Below are 21,004 nucleotides of genomic sequence, written 5' to 3'. Positions count from 1 at the left end.
GGGCGACTGAAACCATGCAACTCGGCTTCGACAACTTCCAGTACCTGCTGCTCATGGGGGCGTGCCTCGCCATCACGCTGCCGCTCGAGTGGCTTTTCAAGGCTCGGGTGTACCGCAGGCCGCTGCGGCTGCTGCAGGCGGTGCTCATCACCGCACTCGTCTTCTCGATCTGGGACATCGTCGCGATCCAGTTCGACCTCTGGACCTACAGCGAACGCTTCACGACCGGAGCGATACTCCCGTTCGGCTATCCGCTCGAGGAGCTCGTATTCTTCATCGCGATCCCGATCTGCGCGCTGCTCACCTATGAGGCCGTGGGTACGGTGCTCGGGTGGGCCCGCGCTGCCCGACGGAAGAGGCGAGGCGATGCCTGAGTACACCCTTGCGACGCTCATCACGATGCTCGTCGTCGTGCTGGTCGAGCTCCTCTGGCTGCGCACGGGCGTTTTCCGCACGCTGCAGTACTGGGTCATGCTCGCGATCGTGCTCGGCTTCCAGGTGCTCATCGACGGGTGGCTCACGAAGCTCTCGGATCCGATCGTGATCTACAACCCCGACCGCATGCTGGGGGTGCGCTGGCCGTTCGACATTCCCGTCGAGGACTTCGGCTTCGGGTTCGCCATGGTGACCCTCGTCGTCGTGATCTGGAAGCGCAGCGGGAAGAGACGACGAAAGGCCGACGAGCCCCCGCACGGAGCGCGGGTTTCGGGCGGGCCGGCGCATCGAGAGAGTCGGAACGGTGCCGACTGAGCTGCCGGGACGCGATCGGAGAGCGCGCCGCATCCCGGCGCCCGCGGGCGAGACGCGGTCGTCGGTTGCGCGATCCGCTACCGTGATCGGCGGGGGCATCGCGGGCCTCGCCGCCGCTTTCGGTCTCGCCGAGCGGGGTGTACGCGTGCAACTCGTCGAACCGTCTGCCGAGCTCGGGGGGCGGGTGCGTTCCTGGCGCGTCGATTCTCCCGCCGGCGAGGTGACGATGAGCCGGGGTTTCCACGCTTTCTTCCGCCAGTACTACAACCTCCGCGCACTGCTGTCGCGCGCGGGCGACCTGAGCGGGATGCTCGCTCCGGTCGAGGATTACCCGGTGCTGAGCGCGAGCGGGGACCGGGACTCGTTCGCGAAGATTCCCCGCACTCCGCCGTGGAACTTCATCTCGTTCGTCGCGCGCAGCGAGACCTTCTCGCTGGCGGATCTCAGGCGCGTGGACATCGGATCGGCGCTCGGCCTGCTCGACGTCGATTTCCCCCGGACCTATCGGGACTACGACGGCGTCAGCGCCGCGACGTTCCTCGACCGGCTGCGGTTCCCCGATCGCGCGCGGCACCTCGCGCTCGAGGTCTTCGCGCGGAGCTTCTTCGCGGATCCGCGGGAGTTCTCGGCCGGGGAGCTCGTGGCGATGTTCCACAGCTACTTCCTGGGCTCCGCCGAGGGCCTGCTCTTCGACGTGCCGGCCGACGACTTCGATCAGACGCTGTGGGCCCCGCTCGGCGATGCGCTCCAGAGGCTCGGGGCGCGGCGGATCGTGGGGGAGGCCGTGCGCGTCGAACGTGTTGCGGAGGCGCCCGACGGGCAGGGGCGGGGGTGGAGGACGTCGCTCGCCGACGGCTCGCGCTTCGAAGCCGATGCGATCGTGCTCGCGGCGGGGCCGGGTGCGACTCGCGATCTCGTCGCGGCCTCGTCGGCCCTCGGCGATGCCGCGTGGCGCGAGCGGATCGCGCGGGGGCGAACCGCGCCGCCGTTCGCCGTCTGGCGCGTCTGGACCGATGCGCCCGTCGCCCCCGAGCGCCCGGCGTTTCTCGGCACCTCCGGGTTCGGCCCGCTCGATAACGTCACCGTGCTCGAACGCTACGAGGACGGCGCCCGCCGCTGGGCCGATGGGCACGGCGGCAGCGTGATCGAGCTGCACGCCTACGCGCTCGAGGATGCCGACGCGGCCTCGTGCGACACCGACGCCCTGCGTCGCACCCTGCGCGACGAGCTCGCGCGCGTCTACCCCGAGACTCGCGACCTCTCCATCCTTCACGAGGAACTGCTCGTGGAGGAGGACTGCGCCCTCGTCGGCACGGATCCCTGGGATGAACGGCCGGGCGTCGCCACTCCTGAGCGCGAGGTCAAACTCGCCGGCGACTGGGTGCGCAGCGAGCTGCCGATCGCGCTCATGGAGCGCGCCGCCACCACCGGGTGGATCGCGGCCAATGAGCTGCTGGAGCAGTGGGGGCTCGCCGGGCATGAGCTGTGGACAGTGCCCACCGAGCGACGGCACTCCTGGCCGCACGTGCTCAGGAAGCTGGTGGACGGCCGTCGGGAGCGGTGAGATCGATCTCGAGGCCGCGGATCTGATACCCCTCGATGAGGGTCTCCCAGTGAACGGAGGGTGCGGATCGCATGACCGGGTCTGCCCGCAACAACGCCGTGAGGAGCGCGTCGGCCTCGAGCATCGCGAGCGGCGCGCCCGGGCAACGGTGCGCTCCGTCGCCGAAACTGAGTCCGGTCTGCTCGGAGGCGGGGAGCTTGCGGCCGGGGCAGAGCCGACCGGCGTGATCTCCGAAGACCTCGGGGTCGCGGTTCGCGGCGCCCACGTCGATGTCGACGAGGGTGCCCGCCGGATAGGGGCACTGCCCGTCGGCACGCACTCGGCGGTAGAGGTGCGACACGGGCGGCTCGAGCCTGATGATCTCGGCCAGGATCGCGTGGCGTTCGAGTCGGCCCGCGGCGAGGTAGCGTTCGCGCAGCTGATCGTTCTCGAGCAGCCGCCAGCAGGCGGCTGAGATGAACTCGCGCGTGGTCACCATGCCTGCCGTGCCGTAGGTGAGGCACTCGACGAGGATCTCGCGCGGGCGATACCCCAGGTCGATGAGGTGGCTGATGATGTCGGTGCGACGCCGCTCGCGGCGGGCGCGGATCGCCGGCCGCACATCGTGCAGGTAGAGGCCGATGAGCGGTCCGATCGCGTTGCGGGCTGCGCGCATCCAGTCGCGGCGTGTGCGCCCGTAATCGGAAGCAGTGTGATCGACCGGGGGCTGCCGGAAGAAGCGGGTGAGGCGCTCGGCCAGTCTCTCGACGGGAGCGTGGGTGAGGCCGACGATGCGCGACGCGATCGTCACCGAGTAGTGCAGGGCGAGTTCGTCGACGACGCAACCGCCCGTCGCTCTGGCTTTCTCGACGGCCTCTCGGGCCGCCTGCTCGATGAAGTCGCCGTGCTGCTGCGCGAGCTTCGCCGGCGCGAAGAACCGCGCGAGCGTCCTGCGGTGCTCATCGTGCTGCGCCCCGTCGTCGATCAGGATCGGTCGGTGCTCGAAGAGCCGGCGAGGGATGCGCTCGGCGGTGAACCCGGCCTGCGTCGTTACGCCCCGGGCGCGAAGCAGTTGCCGTGCCGCAGCCAGAGTGTCGAGCGTCACGACCGGTGGCGTCGGGGAGATTCGACTCCCGCGGCTGTTCGGGCTCATGGCGCCTGCGTCGCCCACTCCGCGTCGGTGATGGAGATCTCCTGCGCCATGTCGAGCAGGAAGCGGATCACGGTCTCACGCTCGTCAGAGGTGAGCCGCGCGGCCGCGTGCACTCGCCTGGCGTGCTGTCTGCCGACGGTTTCCTTCGCGGCGACGGCGGTCTCGGGGGTGATCGCGATCGCGAACGCGCGGCGGTCGGTGGGGTGCATGTTGCGGACGATATGGCCGCCCCGCTCGAGCCGGTTCAGCAGCTTCGTCGTCGACGCGGGGGAGATCTTGAGGTGCGCCGCGATCATGCTCGGAGTAACCGTCGCGTCCCGATTTCTGGCGACGATCAGATAGTGGAGCGCGCGCATGTCCTGTGCGCTGAGCTTCATGTACTTCTCAGAAGCATCGAGAATCGCCTGCTCGGTCTCGCGCAGAGTCACCAGAGCCTGCATCAGGCGTCCGATCTGGTCGAGGTCTGCTTGCGAGACCCGGACACCGTCGGTCATCTCGCTCAGAGGAAACCCGGAGTTCGGACTATAGAGGTGCTCGGCAATCGAGTCCTTCGCAGATCCGGTATCGGAGGACACCATGCTCCAATAGTAAGCCACGGATCACGATCAGGGAATAAAATAAACCAGAAGATAATTTATCTTATTCAACATAGTATGCTTCCCTTAAATTGTTGTTTTCGAGGGGAGCAACCTTGGTGAAGGAGCTTGTGATCCTGCTGGACCAGCAGGAGGAGCCGACGAGAACAGCGACCCGCGCAGCCGCGCGCGAACCCGGAGCCGCAGTCGCGTTCGCGCACTGCGCGCCGCCCGACTCCCACTGCGACGCCGTTAACGCCAACGGTACGGGGGAGAATGAGATCTGCACGGTGTTCGCGGCTCAGATCGCCGGACCCCTCACCCCCGGTGGGACAGCAGCCGCTGAGCTGGCGCGGACAGACCCTCTGCACCGCTTGGAGGCTTCGAATCGCAGACCATTCGCGTGCAGCCCCTGGACGGTGGAACGATTCCCACGGCTCCTCGAGACAGGGGCCCTCGAGGGGCGCATATGACCGAACTGCTGGCTGTTGCTCACAACCCCGACCGGCTCGACGAGCAGGACGTGAAAGATGAGATCCGAAAGCTGTTCGACTCACGATCTCTGCGCGCCGGCAAGTACGGGCCTCTGTTCGTGTCTCTGTGGAAGACGGCCTCCCAACGGGTGACCGGCGGAAAACTGCTGCGACCTCGCCTGCTCCTCGGCGCTTTCGAGGCGCTCAGCGCAACAGGCGAACACGGCCGGGCCTTTCGTGCGGCGGCTGTGCGGATCGCGGCCGCAGTAGAGGTGCTGCACTACTCCTTTCTGCTTCATGATGACGTCATCGATGGCGACCTGCTCAGGCGAGGACGCTCGAACCTGATCGGCGCCGTTCTCGAGGAGCGCAGGGCTCAGCGACAAGTCGTGCGGGCGTCGGCCGACGCTTCCGCCGACGGCCGAGATCTGCACTGGGCGCGGACCAGCGGCATCTTGATGGGCGACATGCTGCTTTCCGACGCGCATCAGGTGTTCGCCCGCGAATCGCTCCCGGGACCGACGAGGATCCGGTTGCTCGACCTCCTCGAGCACACGATCACGGAGTCGATCGCCGGGGAGCATCTCGATGTCGCGCTCTGCGACGGAGTGACAACACCCGACTTGGAAACAGTGCTCGCCATGACACGGCTCAAGACCGCGACCTACACCTTCGAGATGACATTGAAAGCCGCAGCGATGCTCGCGGGAGCCGCGCGCCACGTCGAGGACGTCGTCGGAGACGTGGGCACTCGGCTCGGATCGGCATTCCAACTGCAGGACGACCTGCTCTCGACCTTCGGAAACGCCTCCGAGCACGGCAAGGACGCGTTCTCTGATCTGAGGGAGGGCAAGGAGACCGCGATCATCGCCTTCGCCCGAACAACCGACCGGTGGCAGAAGATAGCGCCGCTGTTCGGCGATCGGGAGCTGAGCGCCACCGACGCGATGCAGATGCGAACGCACCTCAGCGAGTGCGGAGCTGAAGCCTTCACTCGCGCTCTCGTCTCGGATCAACTTCACGCGACGAGGAGTATGCTCGACTCGCCGGAGACCGGTATTCCCGGTCAGCTCTCCCGGTTTCTCGACCAGGTAGTGCAGAAGATCGAGGAGCGCCAGTCATGACGCGTACGATCGACACGTCGAGTCCGCTGGCGCGCTATACCCGCGCGTCCGAGATCGCGGCCGGAGAGATCATCGAGGTCTACTCCACATCCTTCGGCACGGCGACACGCCTGCTCGGCGCACGGCACCGCACGCACGTTCGCAACATCTACGCCCTGGTGCGCGTCGCCGACGAGCTCGTCGACGGCGCCACCGCCGAAGCGGGCATGACGCCGGATGAACAGCGGCTCACCCTCGATCGGTTCGAGGAGGAGATCGAGCGCGCCGTACGATCGGGCTACAGCAGCAACCCGATCGTGCACGCCTTCGCTCGCACGGCCGGCGCGGCCGGAATCGACGGCGAGCTGACCCGGCCGTTCTTCTCGTCCATGCGTACGGACCTCGGGGCTACCGACGCTGCCGGCCCCTCATCCTCGACCGATCCGCAGTTGCGTTTCGGCGGCGCCGAGCACGCGAGTTACGTGTACGGCTCCGCGGAAGTGGTCGGTCTGATGTGCCTGCGGGTGTTCATCAGAGACGAGTCTCCCAGCGCCGAGGAGAGGAGAGCCCTGGAGCACGGGGCACGTCGGCTCGGCGCTGCCTTCCAGAACGTGAACTTCCTTCGCGACCTCGCCGACGATACCGAGCGCCTGGGGCGAAGCTATCTGAGCGAGCGCGGACGGATCGACGACGAGACCAAGGACGGCTGGGTCTCGGAGATCCGCGCGCAGCTTTCCGATGCCCGAGCGGCACTGCCCCTTCTGCCGAAGGACGCCCGTATCGCCGTCGGTGCAGCGCTGCGCCTGTTCAGCAGGCTCGCCGACCGCATCGCACGAACCCCTGCGGACGACCTCTACCGGCGGCGCGTGCGGGTTCCGACCGCGGAGAAGTCGTGGCTGATCGCCCGGGCGCTCCTCGACATGCGGAAGGAGCGGGCAAGGTGACGCGGACGACCGTGATCGGCGGCGGGATCGCCGGCCTTGCGAGCGCCGCGCTGCTCGCCCGTGAAGGGCACACCGTCAGACTGCTCGAACGCGGTCCGCGTCTCGGCGGTCGAGCCGGGATACTGGAGCGCGACGGATTCCGGTTCGACACCGGTCCCTCGTGGTATCTGATGCCGGGCGCATTCGAGCACTTCTTCAACCTGCTCGGCACGACCACCGACGAGCAGCTCGACCTGCGCACCCTCGACCCCGGCTATCGGGTGTTCGCCGAGCCGCACGGCTCGGCGCCTGCGCGCGTGATCGACGTGCCGAATGGCAGGGAGCAGGTGATGCGCCGCTTCGAGACGATCGAGACGAACAGCGCGGACGAGCTGGAGAGGTACCTTGCCTCGGCGGAACACGCCTCACAGATGGCAGAGCGCTACTTCCTCTACAACCCGTTCACCAAGCTCCGCAGCCTCGCTACGGCGGATGTGCTGCGGATGCTCCCGAAGCTGGCGTCGCTGTTCGGCTCGAACCTGGAGCGCTTCGTCGCCAAACGTTTCTCAGATCCTGCCCTTCGTCAGGTGCTCGGATATCCGGCCGTCTTCCTGGGCGCCGATCCCAGCCGCGCGCCTGCGATGTATCACCTGATGAGCGCATTCGACCTCGGCGACGGCGTCAAGTACCCGATGGGAGGGTTCTGGGGCGTCGTCCAGCGCCTGGAGGAACTCGCCGTCCGGGCAGGGGTGCAGATCGTCGAGAACTCCGAAGTCACCCGGATCCTGACCAGACACGAGCGCGGAAACCTCACCGTCGCCGGTCTCCGTGTCCGAGACCGCGGCGGTGCCGAACGCGTCGAGCACGCCAACCTCGTCGTGTCGGCCGCCGACCTGCATCACACCGAGACGCAGCTGCTCGCCCCCGAAGCGCAGAGCTATCCGGAGTCGTGGTGGCGGAAGGCCCAGAGCGGGCCCGGAGCGGTGATCCTCATGCTCGGGGTGGCAGGATCACTCCCCGAGCTCGAACACCACTCGCTCTTCTTCACGAGCGACTGGAGGGCGAACTTCGAGTCCATCTTCGGCACGGCCCCGGGCATCCCCGAACCCGCATCGCTGTACGTGTGCAGGCCGAGCGCGACCGATCCCTCCGTCGCGCCAGCGGAACACGAGAATCTCTTCGTGCTCATCCCCGTCCCGGCCGACGCGAACCTCGGAGCGGGAGGAGCGGATGGCGGCGGTGATCCATCGATCGAGCGCGCGGCAGATGCCGCTATCGACCAGATCTCCCGATGGGCGGGCATCCCTGATCTGCGCGACAGGATCGTCGTTCGCGAGACCCTCGGGCCAGCGGACTTCGCGCGCGACTACCACTCGTGGCGCGGGGGCGTGCTCGGCCCGGCGCACACGCTGCGTCAGAGCGCCTTCTTCAGACCCCAGAACCGCTCCAAGCGCGTCGACAACCTCTACTACGCGGGAGGGACGACGCGCCCCGGTATCGGGGTGCCGATGTGCCTGATCAGCGCTGAAATCGTCCTCAAGCTCATCCGAGGCGATCATTCAGCGGGAGCAACGCGGAGTCGAACATGAGACTGTGGTCGCTGCACCCCGGTCACCTCGACCGGATCGGTCTGGTCGCCTGCTGGCGTGAAGCGCTCCTCGCGCAAGCCGTGCTCGACGGCAGAACGATCGGATATCGCAACCACCCGCAGCTCGTCAGGTTCGGAGCGGCGCCTCACCCCCTCGGGTCCATCGGCGCGTATCTCGCCGGCCTGCACGACGAGGCGACTTCGCGAGGATATCGCTTCGACGGCGACAAGATCCTCGTGCGAGTCGACACTCCGCCTCGCCTGGCCGTGACGCAGGGCCAGCTCGAGTTCGAGTGGCGTCATCTCGGGCGCAAGCTCGCGGAGCGGAGCGAGGGAGATGCCGCGAGATGGCGGAGATCGGCGCCTGCCGCACACCCCTTGTTCGCAGTGGAGCCGGGAGACGTCGAGGGATGGGAGAGGGTATGAAGCACACTGCGCCCGTGGGCGACGAGGAGGCGCTGCGCGCGATCCGGTCGCCCGAGGGAGAGATGCCCATCGTGCTGGTGCTCGGAGCGTCGGGGTACCTCGGGGGAAGGCTCGTGCCCCGTCTGCTGACGGGCGGTTACCGGGTGCGCACCCTCTCGCGATCCCGAGGCCGCATCGAAGCGCTGCCGTGGGCGGACGAGGTGGAGACCAGGACTGGGGACGCGTCTGATCCGGACGCGATGCGCGACGCGGTTCGGGGAGCCGATATCGTCTACTACCTGCTGCACTCGATGTCGAGCGGTTCGCGCTTCGCGCAGCTCGACCGCGAGATCGCGTGCAACGTCGCCGCGCGCGCCGCGGAGGAGGGCGTGAAGCGCATCGTCTACCTGGGCGGGCTGCATCCCGAAGGCGTCGACCTCTCGCCCCATCTGGCCTCGCGCAAGGAGGTCGGCGAGGTGCTCCTCGCTTCAGGCGTGCCGACGGCGGTGCTGCAGGCGGGCGTGGTGATCGGCTCGGGCTCGGCCTCCTTCGAGATGGTGCGCCACCTCACCGACGTGCTGCCCTACATGCCCGCCCCGAAGTGGGTGCGCAACTTCATCCAGCCGATCGCGGTGCGAGACGTGCTCTACTACCTGCTCGCCGCCGCACGGGTGCCCGCCGACCTCAATCGCACGATCGACATCGGCGGGCCCGACGTGCTGCGCTACGGGCAGATGATGAACGGCTACGCCGTCGAGGCCGGCCTGCGGCAGCGCGCCATCGCCTCGCTGCCGGTGTTCACGCCGAAGCTCGCCTCGCACTGGGTGGGTCTCGTCACCCCGGTGCCGAGACAGATCGCAAAACCGCTGGTCGAGTCGCTGCAGCATGACTGCGTGATGCGCGACCGCACGGTGGACGAGATCATCCCCCCGCCCTCGGAGGGGCTGACCGGCTATCGCGAGGCGGTGCGACTGGCGCTGGGACGCATCGAGATCGACGCGGTCGAGACGAGCTGGGTCGACTCGAGCGTCGACCGGGCTCCGAGCGAGCCGATGCCGAGCGATCCCGACTGGGCGGGTCGCACGGTGTTCACGGACACGCGCACCCGTCGCACCTCGGCCGATGCGGATGCGGTGTGGTCGGTCATCACGCAGATCGGGGGCGCCAACGGCTGGTACTCGGCCTCGGTTCTGTGGATGCTGCGAGGCTGGTACGACCGCATCACCGGGGGCGTGGGGTTGCAGCGGGGACGACGATCCGGCTCCCGGCTCATCGTCGGTGACGCGGTCGACGTGTGGCGGGTCGAGCGGGCGGACCCTCGTGAGCTGCTGCGACTGCGGGCCGAGATGCGCGTGCCGGGCAGCGCGTGGCTCGAACTCGGGATCGACGAGACAGATGAAGGAACCGTCTACCGGCAGCGGGCCGTGTTCTTCCCTCGAGGGCTGATGGGTCGGCTGTACTGGCTGTCGATGCTGCCGTTTCACGGACTGATCTTCAGCGGCATGGTGAACCGCATCATCCGCCTTGCCGAAGAGAAGCGAGTCGATGGCGAGGCGTATCGCCAACGGGGCGAGTAAGGCGCGCGGCGCGGTCGGCCTGACGCAGGAGCAGCTGCGTCGACGTCGCTGTGCGTCGAGGCAGACCATCGTCGCGGTGGAGCGGCACCTGCATGAACCCGCGCCCTCCCTCGCGATTCGCCTGAGCGGCCCGGTCTGGAACACCGAACCGGCCTCGGGGTCGTCGCGCGTCGGTGCGGTCACGCTCCGGCGGCGCGGCCGCGAGCAGCCGACTCGACGAGATTGTCCGCCGCGAGCCCGGCCCCGGTGTGGACGGCTTCAGTCCAGGCGCCGGTCTCCGCGACGGCGGCCCAGTTGGAGTTGAGCAGCGCCATGAGCGTTTCGTGCACCTGCTTCGCGGACACGGATCCCGCCGCGTTCGTGATGTCGATGGCGCCCGTCGCGTCTGCAAGCACCTCGACGGCGAACCCGAGAGGTTCGGCCGCTGCGGCCGAACCCAGGACGCAGTTGTTGGTCATGTAGCCGACCAGGGTGATCGTGTCGACCTCGCGCTCGCGCAGCCACTCCTCGAGACCGGTGCCGGCGAAGACGCTGGAGAAGCTCTTCGCGAGGCGGAGCGAGGCGCTCTCCGCTCGACTCTCGATCTCGGGATGCAGCGCGTACGTCGGGGAGTCCGCCGCGAACACCGGGGCTCCGGCGGGGAGCCGGTGCTGCACGACGATCACGGGGATGCCGGCGCGGGTGGCGGTGTCCATCGCCTCGGCGATCCGGGCAACCGACTCGTCGCGTGACGGGTGCTGAATGGGCAGCAGGCCATCGAAGTACTCCTGCTGGGCGTCGATGACGATGAGGGCTCGGCCGGGTGCGGGCATGATGTCTCCTTCGGGTTGGGTTCAGGCGGGTGCGTGGACGGGGCTTATCGCTCGGGCGTGCCGCAGGGTGCGGCGGATCACGCAGCACCTCATGAATCACGAGAAACAAATACTATTACCGTGAGAAGAGCGTAGCAGAAGCTCACGGGAAAACGGTACTGATACCATGAGAAGGGTGAGCGAGATGCCCTTTCCCCGGAGCCCCGGAGCTCGGGAGCACATCAGCATCGACCTGGTGAACAGCGTGCTCGAGTTCCCCGGGGGGAAGACCTCCGACGCCCTGGAAACCCCGGAGGCGGCCACGGCGTGGCTGATCGAGCGAGGCCTTCTCGGCGAAGGCGCCGTGCTCCGCTCCTACTGCCGGAACCGGCTCGTGGGCCTGCGGCGCGATCTGAGGGACGCGTTCACCGCGGTGGTGAGCGGCACGATCGTCGACCCCCGGGTGCTGGACGGCATCAACGCCGCGCTGACGGCGGCTCCGCACATCTCGACGCTGCACTTCGGTCGGGAGGAGGGGTTCTTCCGCTCTCTCGAGCATCCGACGACACGGCTGGTCGAACACGCCATGTCCGTGATCGCCGAGGACGCCGCGGCGCTGCTGTCCGGCGGCGAGATCGGACTGCTGGCGCGGTGCGAGGCCGAGCCGTGCACGCGGTTCCTGCTCAGAACCCACGGGCGCAGGCAGTGGTGCTCGACGCGCTGCGGCGACCGCGTTCGCGCCGCACGCGCCTACGCGCGCAAGCGCAAGGCCGCCGACGGGTGATCCGCCGGGGTGTCCGAGGCCTCGATCGGTGAGGAACGAGTGCCGCGCCGGCCGATCCCGTGAACGCGGCATCGCTTTGTGACGTTTCGATCGTCGCCGTCGTCCTATGTGCAGAGCGTTCTTCTTCGCTCGTTGGATGGCGCGCCGTTCGGGGCGCGCCGCTGATTGTGGAGGTAGTTCTGATGGCTACGGATGTGACGAACACGACTGCTGCTTCTGAAGCTGAAGCGCCGGCCGCGCGTGCCGCGAGTGCTTCCGCCGGTTCCTCACGCGTGGATCGCGCGCCCTCTGCGTCTCAGGCGACCGGGGGCGGTACGGCGGCAGGGCGCACGACCATCGCCGAGGGCGTCGTGGCGAAGGTCGCGGGCATCGCAGCACGTGAGGTCCCGGGTGTGCACGCCCTCGGCGGCGGCGGCGCTCGGGCGCTGGGCGCGATCCGCGATGTCGTGAACGCGACGGACCTGACGCAGGGAGTCAAAGTGGAGGTCGGGGAGACCCAGGCCGCTGCCGACATCACGATCGTGGTGGACTACCCGGCGGCGATTCAGGAGGTCGCGGAGAACGTCCGCAACGCCGTGACCGGCGCGATCACCCGCCTCGTCGGCCTGCAGGTCGTTGAGGTGAACGTCGAGGTGAACGACGTGCACCTGCCGAGCGACGACGGCGGCGACGACACCGAGTCCCGCGTCTCATGAGCGCCACGCTTTCCGGCGCACTGATCGGCGCGGTGCTGGCGTTCGCAGCACTGATCTTCGGGTTCTGGGGGTTCCTGCTGGTCGCACTGCTGATGGGCGTCGGTGCTCTTGCGGGGCGAGCGGTGTCCGGCCGACTGGATCTCCGGGCCCTCGCCGGGGCGTTCACGGGTAGGCGCACCTCGCTATGAGCGCGACGACCGTTGCATCCCCTGCGGTCGCCGCGCTCGACGCTCCTTCCACGGCGCCCGGCGGGGTGCGGGTGCGTGAGCGGGTCATCGAGAAGGTGGTGCGAGAGACATCAGCGGTCACGATCGGCGTCCCGCGCGACGAGGTGCATGTCGAGGTGGCGGAGTGGGGCGGCGGACTGGCCGTGCGCATCGCGGCGCGCCTGCCGATTCCCGACCTGGCGGACACCGAGGCGATCCGCGCGGAGGCTCCGGTGCTCGATCGCGCACGGCGGATCCAGACGGCACTCGCCGACGAGCTCGCCCGGCTGACCGGCCGGGAGATCCGCCGGATCTCCTTCGTCGTCACGGGCGCGATCATCCCGCAGCGGAAGAGGGTGAGATAGGTGACGAATGCGGTGCTGAACAGGGTGGTGCGTCGAGAGACGCATTCTCCGCGGACGGTCGCAGCGGTGCTCGTGCTCGTTCTCGTCGCCGCGGCCGCGACGTATGCGGGGGCGGAGATCGTCCTGCATCTGCTGGGGGCCGCCCCGCTGTTGGCCGCGCCCGGCTCGGTCCTCGCGTGGCTGGGAGAGGTGCCCGATGCCCGGCCGAGGAGCGCGCTCGGCGCCGCCGGCGCGGCCCTGGGAGTCGTGGGCGCGGCCCTCGTCTGGCTGGCGGTCAGCCCGGGGCGGCTCTCGAAGCATCGACTCGCGGCCTCTTCCCACGTCGTCGTCGTCGACAACGGCGTGATCGCCTCCGCGGTCGCCGAACGCGTGCGGCAAGAGCTGGATCTCTCCAGGGGCGGTGTCGTCGTGGGCGTGAGCCATCGGAGCGCGGATGTGACCGTTCGCCCGGAGCCCGGCCAGGAGGTCGACAAGTCGCGGGTCCGCTCCATCGCCGAGGCGGAGCTCGCCGAGTACGGGGCATCGCCCGGGCTGAGAGTGCGAGCGCGTGTGCAGCGTCGCGCAGACGGGGGAGGTTCGGCATGAACGCCACGAATCGCGGTGTGAACCGGATCGTCCTCATGCTCGTGGGCCTCGTGCTCCTCGTCGCGGGCGGCGCGGTCGTCGCGGTCGCCGTGCGGCCTGCCGCGGGGGACATCTGGCGGTCGGGAGCATCCTCCGCGACCCGGTGGATGCGCGAGGTCGATGGGCAGTCCCGCATCTCGGATGCGGCGACGGTGAGCTGGTTCATGCTGGGCATGATTGCGGTGCTATCGCTGGTCGTGGTGGTCGCGGTGATCGTCATCGCGAGGCTTGGCGGCGGCCGAAGCGACGCGGTGATACGAGTCGAGTCAGGCGAAGGCCCTCAGGGGCCGGTGACGATCCGCCACGGATTCGCGTCCGAGGCGATCACCCGCTCGCTCGCAGCGCACGACGAGATCCTCTCGTGCCGCGTGAGCGCTCGGCGAGTGCGCGGCGCGGACGTGCTGCACGTGAGCGTCACACCGAGACAGAACACGTCACCGGTCGACGTCGCCGCCGCGGTGACGCGGCTGGTGGACAACCTCGCGACGGTGACGGGCGAGGAGACGCCGACGCTCGTGTCGATCCGCTCCGGAGTCCGTGCGCGGCTGGCTGCGGACCGGTCGAGAGTGAGTTAGTCCCGGCATCGCGGGCGACAGGACGATCGTCGACGCCGCGTATGCGGCGGAGCCGAATCGACGGTTCTCGAAGCGCGAGGGCCGATGAAGAGAAGGGAAGCAACACGATGAACGCCGAGGACAGGATCAAGGCGGCAGCCGACAAGGTCACCGGCCAGGTGAAGGAAACCGTCGGCAAGGCGACCGACAACGACGAACTGGTCGCCGAGGGCAAGGCGGACCAGGCGAAGGGGCACGTCAAGGACAAGGCCGCGGACGTGAAGGACTTCTTCAAGAAGTAGGCCGGCGGGGGCGGGCGGGAACGCCCGCCCCTTCAGCCTCCCGGTTCGCCCCTCCGATCGAAAGGACAGCTCTCATGGGCTGCTTCACCCCCTCCGCCCGGCTGCTCGCCAACGGAGGATCGGCTCCCGGTGTCGGTGGTCCACGGACCGCCCAGCGGTCGTCGAGCGAAGAACTGATGGTTTCCACAATGCGCGACCCCGTCCCTGCGACTCCGGGGAGAAGATGGGGAACGCGGGCGGCAGGGTCGCCGCCCGCCGGCCCTCATGGGGGAGGGCGCCTTCGAGTCGGGGGGACGAGGGATGAGCAGTGAAGGTTATCGCGACCCGCTGTCGGCCGCGGATGATCGGATCGTCGCGAGCCGAGCAGCCGATGGCGACACGGCCGCGTTCGCGGTGCTGGTGCGCAGGTACACGCCCATGATGCGCGCCTATGCTCGCCGACTCCTGCGCGGCACCGCGGAGCTCGACGACGTCGTACAGGATGCCTTCATCACCGCCTGGGAGCAGCTTCCGAAGCTCGACGACCCCGGCAAGGTGAAGAGCTGGTTGATGCGAATCACCAGCCGCAAGGCCATCGACCGGATCCGGGCCGCACGCACGCACGCGGACCTCACCGCCGTCGATCCGCCCGCGCCGGATCGGACGGCGCCCTCGCGCCAGGCGGAGGCCCGCGCGGGAATAGCGGCGCTGGGCGACGCGCTCCAGCAGCTCCCCGCGACGCAGCGGGAATGCTGGGTGCTCCGGGAGATCGGCGGGTACACATACGAGGAGATCGCCGACGAGTTCGGCGTTCCCCTCTCCACGGTGCGCGGGCTGCTCGCTCGCGCGCGAAAGGACATCATTGTTCGGATGGAGCAGTGGCGATGAACGAGCATGACACCCCCGAACCGTCCGGCCCGAGCATGGAACCGGAGGATCTCGACGGCCACACGGTCGAAGAGCTCTCCGACTATCTCGACGCCGACCGGGTTCCCGCGAACCCGTCGATCGACCGGTCGCCGGGATGCCGGATCGCGCTTGACGCGATGGAACGCCTCAGGGCGCTCTCTCCCGAGCTTCTCATCGCCGACACCGCCGACGAGCCCGAGCCCGACGAGGGATGGGTGCAGAGCATTCTCGCAGGCATCACGCTCGACGCGCGAGCGGGTCGCCGCGTGCCGGTTCCCGCCCCGGGATCGAACGCCGACCTGGGGATCACCGAAGGCGCGATCCGGGGCGTGATCCGCGCCGCGGAGAACGACGTGCCCGGTGTGATCGTCGGAAGGTGCAGGCTCGACGGAGAGGTCACCGAGCCGGGCGAACCCGTCCGCGTGTTCGTGGAGGTCAGCATCGCGCACGGCGAGCGGATCCCGACGCTCCTCGATCGTTTGCGCACGGAGATCGCTTCGCGCCTCGCCGCGCACACCCCCCTGAACGTCACCGGGATCGACATCGCCGTTCACGATCTGCACCAGTTGCCGAACCCGCAGGGAGGGGACCGATGAGCACGACACCCGATCAGGCTCTCGCCGCGGACATCGAGAGCGCGATCCTCGCGGTCCCGGGCGTGGCCGCGGTCCTCCGCACCGGCACCGCTGGGGCGAAGATCATCGACGCGGGAGCACGGCTCCTCGGGATCCGAGACGTCGACGCGCCCCTGGTGAGCATCGATCGGACGACCGAGCACCTGTGCGTGGAGGTCGCGATCGGTGCGCTCGCCTCGGAGGGCGTCGTGGGGACCATTCATCGGGTGCACGCCGTCATCGACGCGCTGATCCTGCGAGAGATCGGCACCCCCGCCGACATCCGCGTCACCGTCGCCCACATCGACGAGTCCGCATCGGCCGAGCAGATGCGGCGGCGAACGACGCCGGCGTAGCGGTTTCCGGTGCACAGTGCACATCCACGCCCCTGATCCGTGTCGACGCATCACACGAATGGCGATCCCGTTCCGGTCAGACCCGTCGAGGGCGCTAGCGTCGGAAATCCGAGATGTGCTTCGAATCGGCAGCGTTGAGGCTGTCGCGTCGTCAGAGAAGAGGACAGCAATGACATCGATAGCGGACGCGCCGGCCTCGGCGCTGACGGGCATCAGCGCGGGGCGGCGATGGTTCACCCTGATGCTGCAGGTGGTGATCGCCTCGGTGATGGCGATGCTCAACATTCTCAACGTGCTGATCGGCCCGCTCGCCGAGGCGAACGGCTGGGGGATCACCGAGGTGCTGTTCACCTTCACCCTGGCCTTCTGGATCGGTTCCCCCGCCACGATCGTCGGCGGACGGATCCGCGACGCGTTCGGCAACCGCCCGGTCATCCTCGTCGGCGCGATCCTCTACGGCGTGGGCGTCGTCGCGAGCGGCCTGGTGACGAACGTGATCGCGTTCATCCTCCTGCAGGGGATCGTCGTCACGGCGATCACCTTCTCCGTCACCGTCGCCCAGCTGCACAACGTGGGGGCGCTATTCCCGGACCGCCGCGGCTTCGTGATCGGACTGTTCCTCGGACTCGGCTCGCTCGGGACGGCGCTCCTCACCCCCTTCGCCGCGTGGCTCACCGAGCAGGTGACGCCCGGCATGTCGATGGTGCTGCAGGGGATCATCTACGGCGGCGTGGCCGCCGTGCTCGCCACGCTCATCGCCTCGGCGCCGAAGAACACCCCCGATGTCCCGGTCGAATCCGACCTCGCCGAGGGACGGCTCGTCGGCAGCCTCGGACTCGAGGTGCCGTGGCGACGGCTCGTCCGGCTGCCATCCCTGTACCTGCTGCTCGTCACGTTCTTCCTGGCCACGCTCACGCCGGGCCTCCTGATCACCAACGTGTCGCTCATGGCGCAGGCCGCCACAGGCATCGACGCGATCTCCGCCTCGTGGATGTCGTCGGCCTTCCTCATCGCCACGGGCCTCGGCGGCCTCGTGATGGGCTACCTCTCGGACAAGGTGGGCGAGTTCCGCATGCTCGGGATCATGGCGGCGCTCGTTGGCCTCTCGCTCGTGATCGTCGTCCTGTTCCTGTCGAGCATCCCCGTCTTCGTCGGCATGGTGGTGATCTCGGGGCTCGCCTTCGGGTGCTACACGACGCTGCTGCCCGCCATCGTCATGAACGTCTACGGTCAGCGCCACTTCGGGGTGAACTACGGGATCCTGGGGCTGCAGGTGCTCGTCCAGTCGCTCCTGCTCCCGTGGCTCGGAGCGGCGATCCCGATCCAGACCGCGTTCATCATCTGCGCGACCGCTTCGTTCCTCGGGATCGGCGCCGTCCTGCTCGCGCAGCGCTCCATCCAGAAGCTTCTCGAATCGCGGCAGCGACCCGTTCTGGGCCCGGAGGTCTGAGACGTGGCAGCGCTGCAGTTCGCGTGGACCGAATCCGGGCCCGTCGCGGGGCGCCGCTCGGCGCTCCGCCTCGACCACGACGGCGTCGTCCGCGGCACCGCGGAGGCGGGAGTGTTTCTGGGGATCCCCTACGCCGCGCCGCCGATCGGCGAGCTGCGCTGGGCGCCGCCCGCGCCCCCGGAGACCTGGCGTGAACCGCTGCGCTGCGACGGCCACGCGGCCGCCATGCAGACCGACTTCTACGACGACTGGAGCTTCGACGCCAGCGCGGCGGGCGTGTCCGAGGACTGCCTCGTGCTCGACGTGCACACGCCGGCCTCCGCGCCGGGCGAGCGGCTGCCGGTGATGCTGTGGATCCACGGCGGCGCCTATCAGGCGGGCGGCTCGCTCCTCGCCAAGTACCATCCGGCCGTGCTCGTCGAGCGCGGCATCGTGGTGGTGAGCGTCGAGTACCGGGTGGGGGTGTTCGGCTTCCTCGCGCACCCCTGGCTGAGCGCCGCCGACGAACGCTCCGTCTCCGGCAACTACGGAATGCTCGACGTCTTCGCCGCGGCGCGCTGGGTGCGCCGCAACATCGCGCAGTTCGGCGGGGATCCTGAGAACGTCACCGTGTTCGGCCAGTCGGCGGGCGGCAACATCTCGGGCTCCTTCCTCTACGCCCCGGACGCCGAGGGCGGTGCGGACCGGGTGATCATCCAGTCGGGCACGGGCGACCCCGAGCTTCCCGTGCCACTCGCCACCGCCGAGTCCTGGGGGGCACAGCTGACTGCCGATCTCGGGGTGTCGTCCCTCGCCGAGTTCCGCGCACTGCCCGCGCGGTTCGTACTCGACGGGGCGATGGAGATGCACCGCCGCCACGGACGGATGTGGGCGCCGAACATCGACGGCGTCGTGTTCCCGGATCCCGTGCTCCGGCTGTTCCGGGAGGGCCGCTTCCGGCCGCTCCCCACGCTCATCAGCTCGACGAGCGAGGATGCGCCGCTCGGCCCGGCCGGCGCGCTCGACTCCGACGCGGCGCTCGCCGACGAGATCCGCACCCGCTTCGGCGACGCGGCTGCGGAGGTGATCGCGGCGCTCCCAGAGGCGCGCCCCGACACCCCCGATGCGCGCCGTGCGATGCTCTGGCACCTCGTGAACCGCCACCAGGTCGATGCGCGGGCGCGGTTCATCGCGGACGCGCTCACCGCGGCCGGGGCTCCCGCCTGGATCGCGGGCTGGTCGCGCGTGCCGCCCGGGTGGGAGCGGCTCGGGGACGGCGCGTTCCACGAGATCGAGCTGGCCTATCTCTTCGACGCGCCCTGGCTCGGCTATCCGCGGCCGAGGTGGGAGGGCGTGGACGGCCGTCTCGCGGAGGCCATCCAGTCGTCCTGGACGGGATTCGCGCGTGGCGGCGATCCGAGCCCCGCCCCGGGGATCCCCTGGCGGCCGTTCCTGTTCGGCGAGCCCGAGACGCTGGCCTTCGGCGGCGACGGCGCCCGCCCCGCGCGCGTGGATCCGGAGCTCGACCGGGTGTTCCTGCGGATGTGGAACGCGGGAGAGAGCTCATGAGCGCGGGATCGAGCGCGCCCGGCGCGGGAGCGGACACCGTCGACGTGCCCGTCGCAGCTCCGAACGGCACCTACGTCGGGAGGCGATCCCACGGCGTCTCCGAGTTCCTGGGCATCCGCTACGCGGGGCCCGCGCTCAGGTGGCGCAGTCCGCGCGCGCCGGCGACGACGCGCGACGACGTGATCACGGCCTTCTCCTGGGGCGACTCCTGCGTGCAGCCCCGCGACCCGGTGGAGCTCGCGTCCCTCGCGCCGCAGAGCGAGGACTGCCTCACGCTCAACGTGTGGACGCGTCGCGTCGCACACGGCGGGAAGCCCGTCATGGTGTTCATCCACGGCGGCGGCGGGATCTCGGGCGGGAGCATCGATCCGCTCTACCGCGGGCGAAACCTGGTCTCGGCAGTCGACGACGCGGAGGACGTCGTCGTCGTCACGATCAACTACCGGCTCGGCGTCTTCGGCACGCTCAACCTGGAGGGTCTGCCGGACTTCCGCGACGAGTACCGCGACGGCTTGAACCTCTGGCTGCGCGATCACCAGGCGGCGCTCGGGTGGGTGCAGCGGAACATCGCCGCCTTCGGCGGGGACCCGGCCAATGTCACGGTCCTCGGGCAGTCGGCCGGCGCGGGTTTCATCTCCACGCATCTCGGGATCCCGGAGTCGCGCTCGCTCTTCGCCCGCGCGATCGTGCAGAGCGGTCCGCTCGTGAACCGACAGGTGACCCTCGAGCAGTCCCGCGGCACCGCCGAGTCCGTGCTCGGCAGCCTCGGGCTGCGCACCCTCGACGAGCTGCTGCGCGCCCCGGCCGAGACCATCGTGAGCCGTGCGATCCAGGGTGACGGGCCCGCATTCGGCGGCGCCGTGTTCTTCCCCGTGACCGACGGCGACTTCGTGCCGCTGGACGGCTTCGGCGCGATCCTCGCGGGTCACGCGAAGGAGATCGACCTCCTCGTCGGGACGACGGACGGCGAGCGCGACGCCATCGTCTCACCCGTCCGGGGCGAGACGGGCAACCGAGCCGCGCCCGAGCGCGTTCTGCAGGCCATCTCCCGCTATGAGAGCACCGTCGCGGGCGCCGCCTCGGCGCTCACCGTGACGGACCACCCCGAGGTTCTCGCGAGCTATCTGCAGCAGTACGAGGACGAGACGCTCGGCCTTGTCGACCTCTGCAACGACATCAACTACCGCACGGGGGCAGAGCTCATGGCCGAGGCGCAGTCCCTCTGGAACGCGCGCACGTACGGCTACCTCTGGTCCTGGGCGCCGAGCCCCGAGCGGGTGCTGGCGGCCGATCCCGAGCGGGGCGAGGTCTCGCCCTTCGGCAGGGCGCTGCACTGCACCGAGCTTCCCTTCGTGCTCCGCAACGCGGACGGCATGCCGAGCGTGACCGGCCCCGCCGAGAGCCTGCCCGCCGGGCTCGCCGACCAGGCGAGCGGCGCCTGGCTCGCCTTCGCGAGGACCGGGATCCCGTCGGCCTCCGGCACCCCGCCCTGGGAGCCCTACCGGCGCGGATCCCGGGCGATCATGCGCATCGACTCCGAGTGGACGCTCGAGTGCGACCCGCGGGCGGCGACTCGGCGCATCCTCGCGGCGCTCCCGCTCGCCGCGCGCATCGCCGCCGCCGCGGGCCCGAGCGGATCGCGCGGATCCCGGGCCTCCGCCGAATCCCGGGCCTCCGCCGGATCCCGGGCCTCCGCCGACTCCCCAGCAGCCAGAAACACAGAGAACGGGTGATCCC

Annotated in this window: 24 protein-coding genes; 21 read left to right on the top strand and 3 right to left on the bottom strand. The window is 69.3% G+C overall.

The genetic code is table 11. From position 1 onward, the window contains the following. Window positions 1-14: 14 nt before the first annotated feature. Genes D1J51_RS09535 through D1J51_RS09525 form a run of 3 tightly spaced genes read left to right on the top strand, consistent with a single transcriptional unit; the run spans window position 15 to window position 2,314 of the window. The gene (locus D1J51_RS09535; RefSeq protein ID WP_119074952.1) at window positions 15-374 is read left to right on the top strand and encodes a lycopene cyclase domain-containing protein; all 360 of its coding nucleotides are present in this window, start codon (window positions 15-17) and stop codon (window positions 372-374) included. Further along, window positions 367-750 carry a lycopene cyclase domain-containing protein gene (locus D1J51_RS09530; RefSeq protein WP_119074951.1) on the top strand — a complete coding sequence of 128 codons (384 nt, stop codon included), beginning with the start codon at window positions 367-369 and terminating at the stop codon, window positions 748-750. The genes D1J51_RS09535 and D1J51_RS09530 overlap by 8 nt, the downstream gene beginning before the upstream one ends. Beyond that, entirely contained in the window at window positions 740-2,314 is a 1,575-nt protein-coding gene (locus D1J51_RS09525) for an FAD-dependent oxidoreductase (RefSeq protein WP_240423116.1), read from the top strand. The genes D1J51_RS09530 and D1J51_RS09525 overlap by 11 nt, the downstream gene beginning before the upstream one ends. On the opposite strand, the gene D1J51_RS09520 is transcribed toward D1J51_RS09525, so the two are convergent. Next, the gene (locus D1J51_RS09520; RefSeq protein ID WP_240423114.1) at window positions 2,280-3,398 is read right to left on the bottom strand and encodes a cytochrome P450; all 1,119 of its coding nucleotides are present in this window, start codon (window positions 3,396-3,398) and stop codon (window positions 2,280-2,282) included. The genes D1J51_RS09525 and D1J51_RS09520 overlap by 35 nt on opposite strands. A 44-nt stretch (window positions 3,399-3,442) precedes the next feature. Continuing rightward, window positions 3,443-3,940: a MarR family winged helix-turn-helix transcriptional regulator gene (locus tag D1J51_RS09515; protein ID WP_240423112.1), complete on the bottom strand. Its 498-nt coding sequence runs from the start codon at window positions 3,938-3,940 to the stop codon at window positions 3,443-3,445. A 550-nt stretch (window positions 3,941-4,490) separates the two neighbouring features. On the opposite strand from D1J51_RS09515, the gene D1J51_RS09510 reads away from it, so the two are divergent. Genes D1J51_RS09510 through D1J51_RS09490 form a run of 5 tightly spaced genes read left to right on the top strand, consistent with a single transcriptional unit; the run spans window position 4,491 to window position 10,090 of the window. Further along, the gene (locus D1J51_RS09510; protein WP_119074948.1) at window positions 4,491-5,618 is read left to right on the top strand and encodes a polyprenyl synthetase family protein; all 1,128 of its coding nucleotides are present in this window, start codon (window positions 4,491-4,493) and stop codon (window positions 5,616-5,618) included. Further along, on the top strand, window positions 5,615-6,541 hold the full coding sequence (locus D1J51_RS09505; protein ID WP_119074947.1) for a phytoene/squalene synthase family protein: 927 nt from the start codon (window positions 5,615-5,617) through the stop codon (window positions 6,539-6,541). Before D1J51_RS09510 ends, D1J51_RS09505 begins: the two co-directional genes overlap by 4 nt. Then, the gene (crtI, locus tag D1J51_RS09500; RefSeq protein WP_119074946.1) at window positions 6,538-8,109 is read left to right on the top strand and encodes a phytoene desaturase family protein; all 1,572 of its coding nucleotides are present in this window, start codon (window positions 6,538-6,540) and stop codon (window positions 8,107-8,109) included. Before D1J51_RS09505 ends, crtI begins: the two co-directional genes overlap by 4 nt. Continuing rightward, window positions 8,106-8,534 carry a pyrimidine dimer DNA glycosylase/endonuclease V gene (locus tag D1J51_RS09495; protein ID WP_119074945.1) on the top strand — a complete coding sequence of 143 codons (429 nt, stop codon included), beginning with the start codon at window positions 8,106-8,108 and terminating at the stop codon, window positions 8,532-8,534. The genes crtI and D1J51_RS09495 overlap by 4 nt, the downstream gene beginning before the upstream one ends. Continuing rightward, the gene (locus D1J51_RS09490; RefSeq protein ID WP_119074944.1) at window positions 8,531-10,090 is read left to right on the top strand and encodes an SDR family oxidoreductase; all 1,560 of its coding nucleotides are present in this window, start codon (window positions 8,531-8,533) and stop codon (window positions 10,088-10,090) included. Before D1J51_RS09495 ends, D1J51_RS09490 begins: the two co-directional genes overlap by 4 nt. 179 nt (window positions 10,091-10,269) lie before the next feature. Here D1J51_RS09490 and D1J51_RS09480 read toward each other — a convergent pair whose 3' ends face one another. Next, a complete protein-coding gene (locus tag D1J51_RS09480) occupies window positions 10,270-10,902 on the bottom strand; it encodes a cysteine hydrolase family protein (protein WP_119074943.1) in 633 nt (210 codons plus the stop codon). A gap of 184 nt (window positions 10,903-11,086) precedes the next feature. On the opposite strand from D1J51_RS09480, the gene D1J51_RS09475 reads away from it, so the two are divergent. From D1J51_RS09475 to D1J51_RS09415, 13 genes are all read left to right on the top strand, one after another. Beyond that, complete coding sequence (locus D1J51_RS09475; protein ID WP_371414083.1) at window positions 11,087-11,665, top strand: CGNR zinc finger domain-containing protein; 579 nt, start codon at window positions 11,087-11,089, stop codon at window positions 11,663-11,665. 182 nt (window positions 11,666-11,847) lie between these two features. Beyond that, window positions 11,848-12,360 carry an Asp23/Gls24 family envelope stress response protein gene (locus D1J51_RS09470; RefSeq protein ID WP_119074941.1) on the top strand — a complete coding sequence of 171 codons (513 nt, stop codon included), beginning with the start codon at window positions 11,848-11,850 and terminating at the stop codon, window positions 12,358-12,360. After that, window positions 12,357-12,548 carry a DUF2273 domain-containing protein gene (locus tag D1J51_RS09465; protein ID WP_119074940.1) on the top strand — a complete coding sequence of 64 codons (192 nt, stop codon included), beginning with the start codon at window positions 12,357-12,359 and terminating at the stop codon, window positions 12,546-12,548. The genes D1J51_RS09470 and D1J51_RS09465 overlap by 4 nt, the downstream gene beginning before the upstream one ends. Next, window positions 12,545-12,931 (top strand): NTP pyrophosphohydrolase, encoded by a 387-nt coding sequence (locus tag D1J51_RS09460; protein WP_119074939.1) that lies wholly within the window; start codon window positions 12,545-12,547, stop codon window positions 12,929-12,931. Before D1J51_RS09465 ends, D1J51_RS09460 begins: the two co-directional genes overlap by 4 nt. Next, window positions 12,932-13,516: a DNA/RNA endonuclease G gene (locus D1J51_RS09455; RefSeq protein ID WP_119074938.1), complete on the top strand. Its 585-nt coding sequence runs from the start codon at window positions 12,932-12,934 to the stop codon at window positions 13,514-13,516. Further along, window positions 13,513-14,130, top strand: a complete 618-nt coding sequence (locus D1J51_RS09450; RefSeq protein ID WP_119074937.1) for a hypothetical protein — start codon at window positions 13,513-13,515, stop codon at window positions 14,128-14,130. The genes D1J51_RS09455 and D1J51_RS09450 overlap by 4 nt, the downstream gene beginning before the upstream one ends. A 107-nt stretch (window positions 14,131-14,237) precedes the next feature. Further along, window positions 14,238-14,411, top strand: coding sequence for a CsbD family protein (locus D1J51_RS09445; RefSeq protein ID WP_119074936.1), 174 nt, complete (start codon window positions 14,238-14,240; stop codon window positions 14,409-14,411). A gap of 300 nt (window positions 14,412-14,711) precedes the next feature. After that, window positions 14,712-15,278, top strand: coding sequence for an RNA polymerase sigma factor (locus D1J51_RS09440; RefSeq protein WP_119074935.1), 567 nt, complete (start codon window positions 14,712-14,714; stop codon window positions 15,276-15,278). Then, window positions 15,275-15,895: an Asp23/Gls24 family envelope stress response protein gene (locus tag D1J51_RS09435; protein WP_119074979.1), complete on the top strand. Its 621-nt coding sequence runs from the start codon at window positions 15,275-15,277 to the stop codon at window positions 15,893-15,895. The genes D1J51_RS09440 and D1J51_RS09435 overlap by 4 nt, the downstream gene beginning before the upstream one ends. After that, window positions 15,892-16,269, top strand: a complete 378-nt coding sequence (locus D1J51_RS09430; protein WP_119074934.1) for a hypothetical protein — start codon at window positions 15,892-15,894, stop codon at window positions 16,267-16,269. The genes D1J51_RS09435 and D1J51_RS09430 overlap by 4 nt, the downstream gene beginning before the upstream one ends. 169 nt (window positions 16,270-16,438) lie before the next feature. Further along, window positions 16,439-17,719, top strand: coding sequence for an MFS transporter (locus tag D1J51_RS09425; RefSeq protein WP_162903745.1), 1,281 nt, complete (start codon window positions 16,439-16,441; stop codon window positions 17,717-17,719). 3 nt (window positions 17,720-17,722) lie between these two features. Continuing rightward, entirely contained in the window at window positions 17,723-19,267 is a 1,545-nt protein-coding gene (locus D1J51_RS09420; protein WP_119074932.1) for a carboxylesterase/lipase family protein, read from the top strand. Further along, window positions 19,264-21,000 (top strand): carboxylesterase/lipase family protein, encoded by a 1,737-nt coding sequence (locus D1J51_RS09415; protein ID WP_119074931.1) that lies wholly within the window; start codon window positions 19,264-19,266, stop codon window positions 20,998-21,000. Before D1J51_RS09420 ends, D1J51_RS09415 begins: the two co-directional genes overlap by 4 nt. Window positions 21,001-21,004 lie beyond the last annotated feature (4 nt).

The sequence above is a fragment of the Leucobacter sp. wl10 genome, from assembly GCF_003569785.1.
GTDB lineage: Bacteria > Actinomycetota > Actinomycetes > Actinomycetales > Microbacteriaceae > Leucobacter.
The sequence above is the reverse complement of the archived record's forward strand: the minus strand, read 5'-3'. Positions and strand labels throughout refer to the sequence as shown.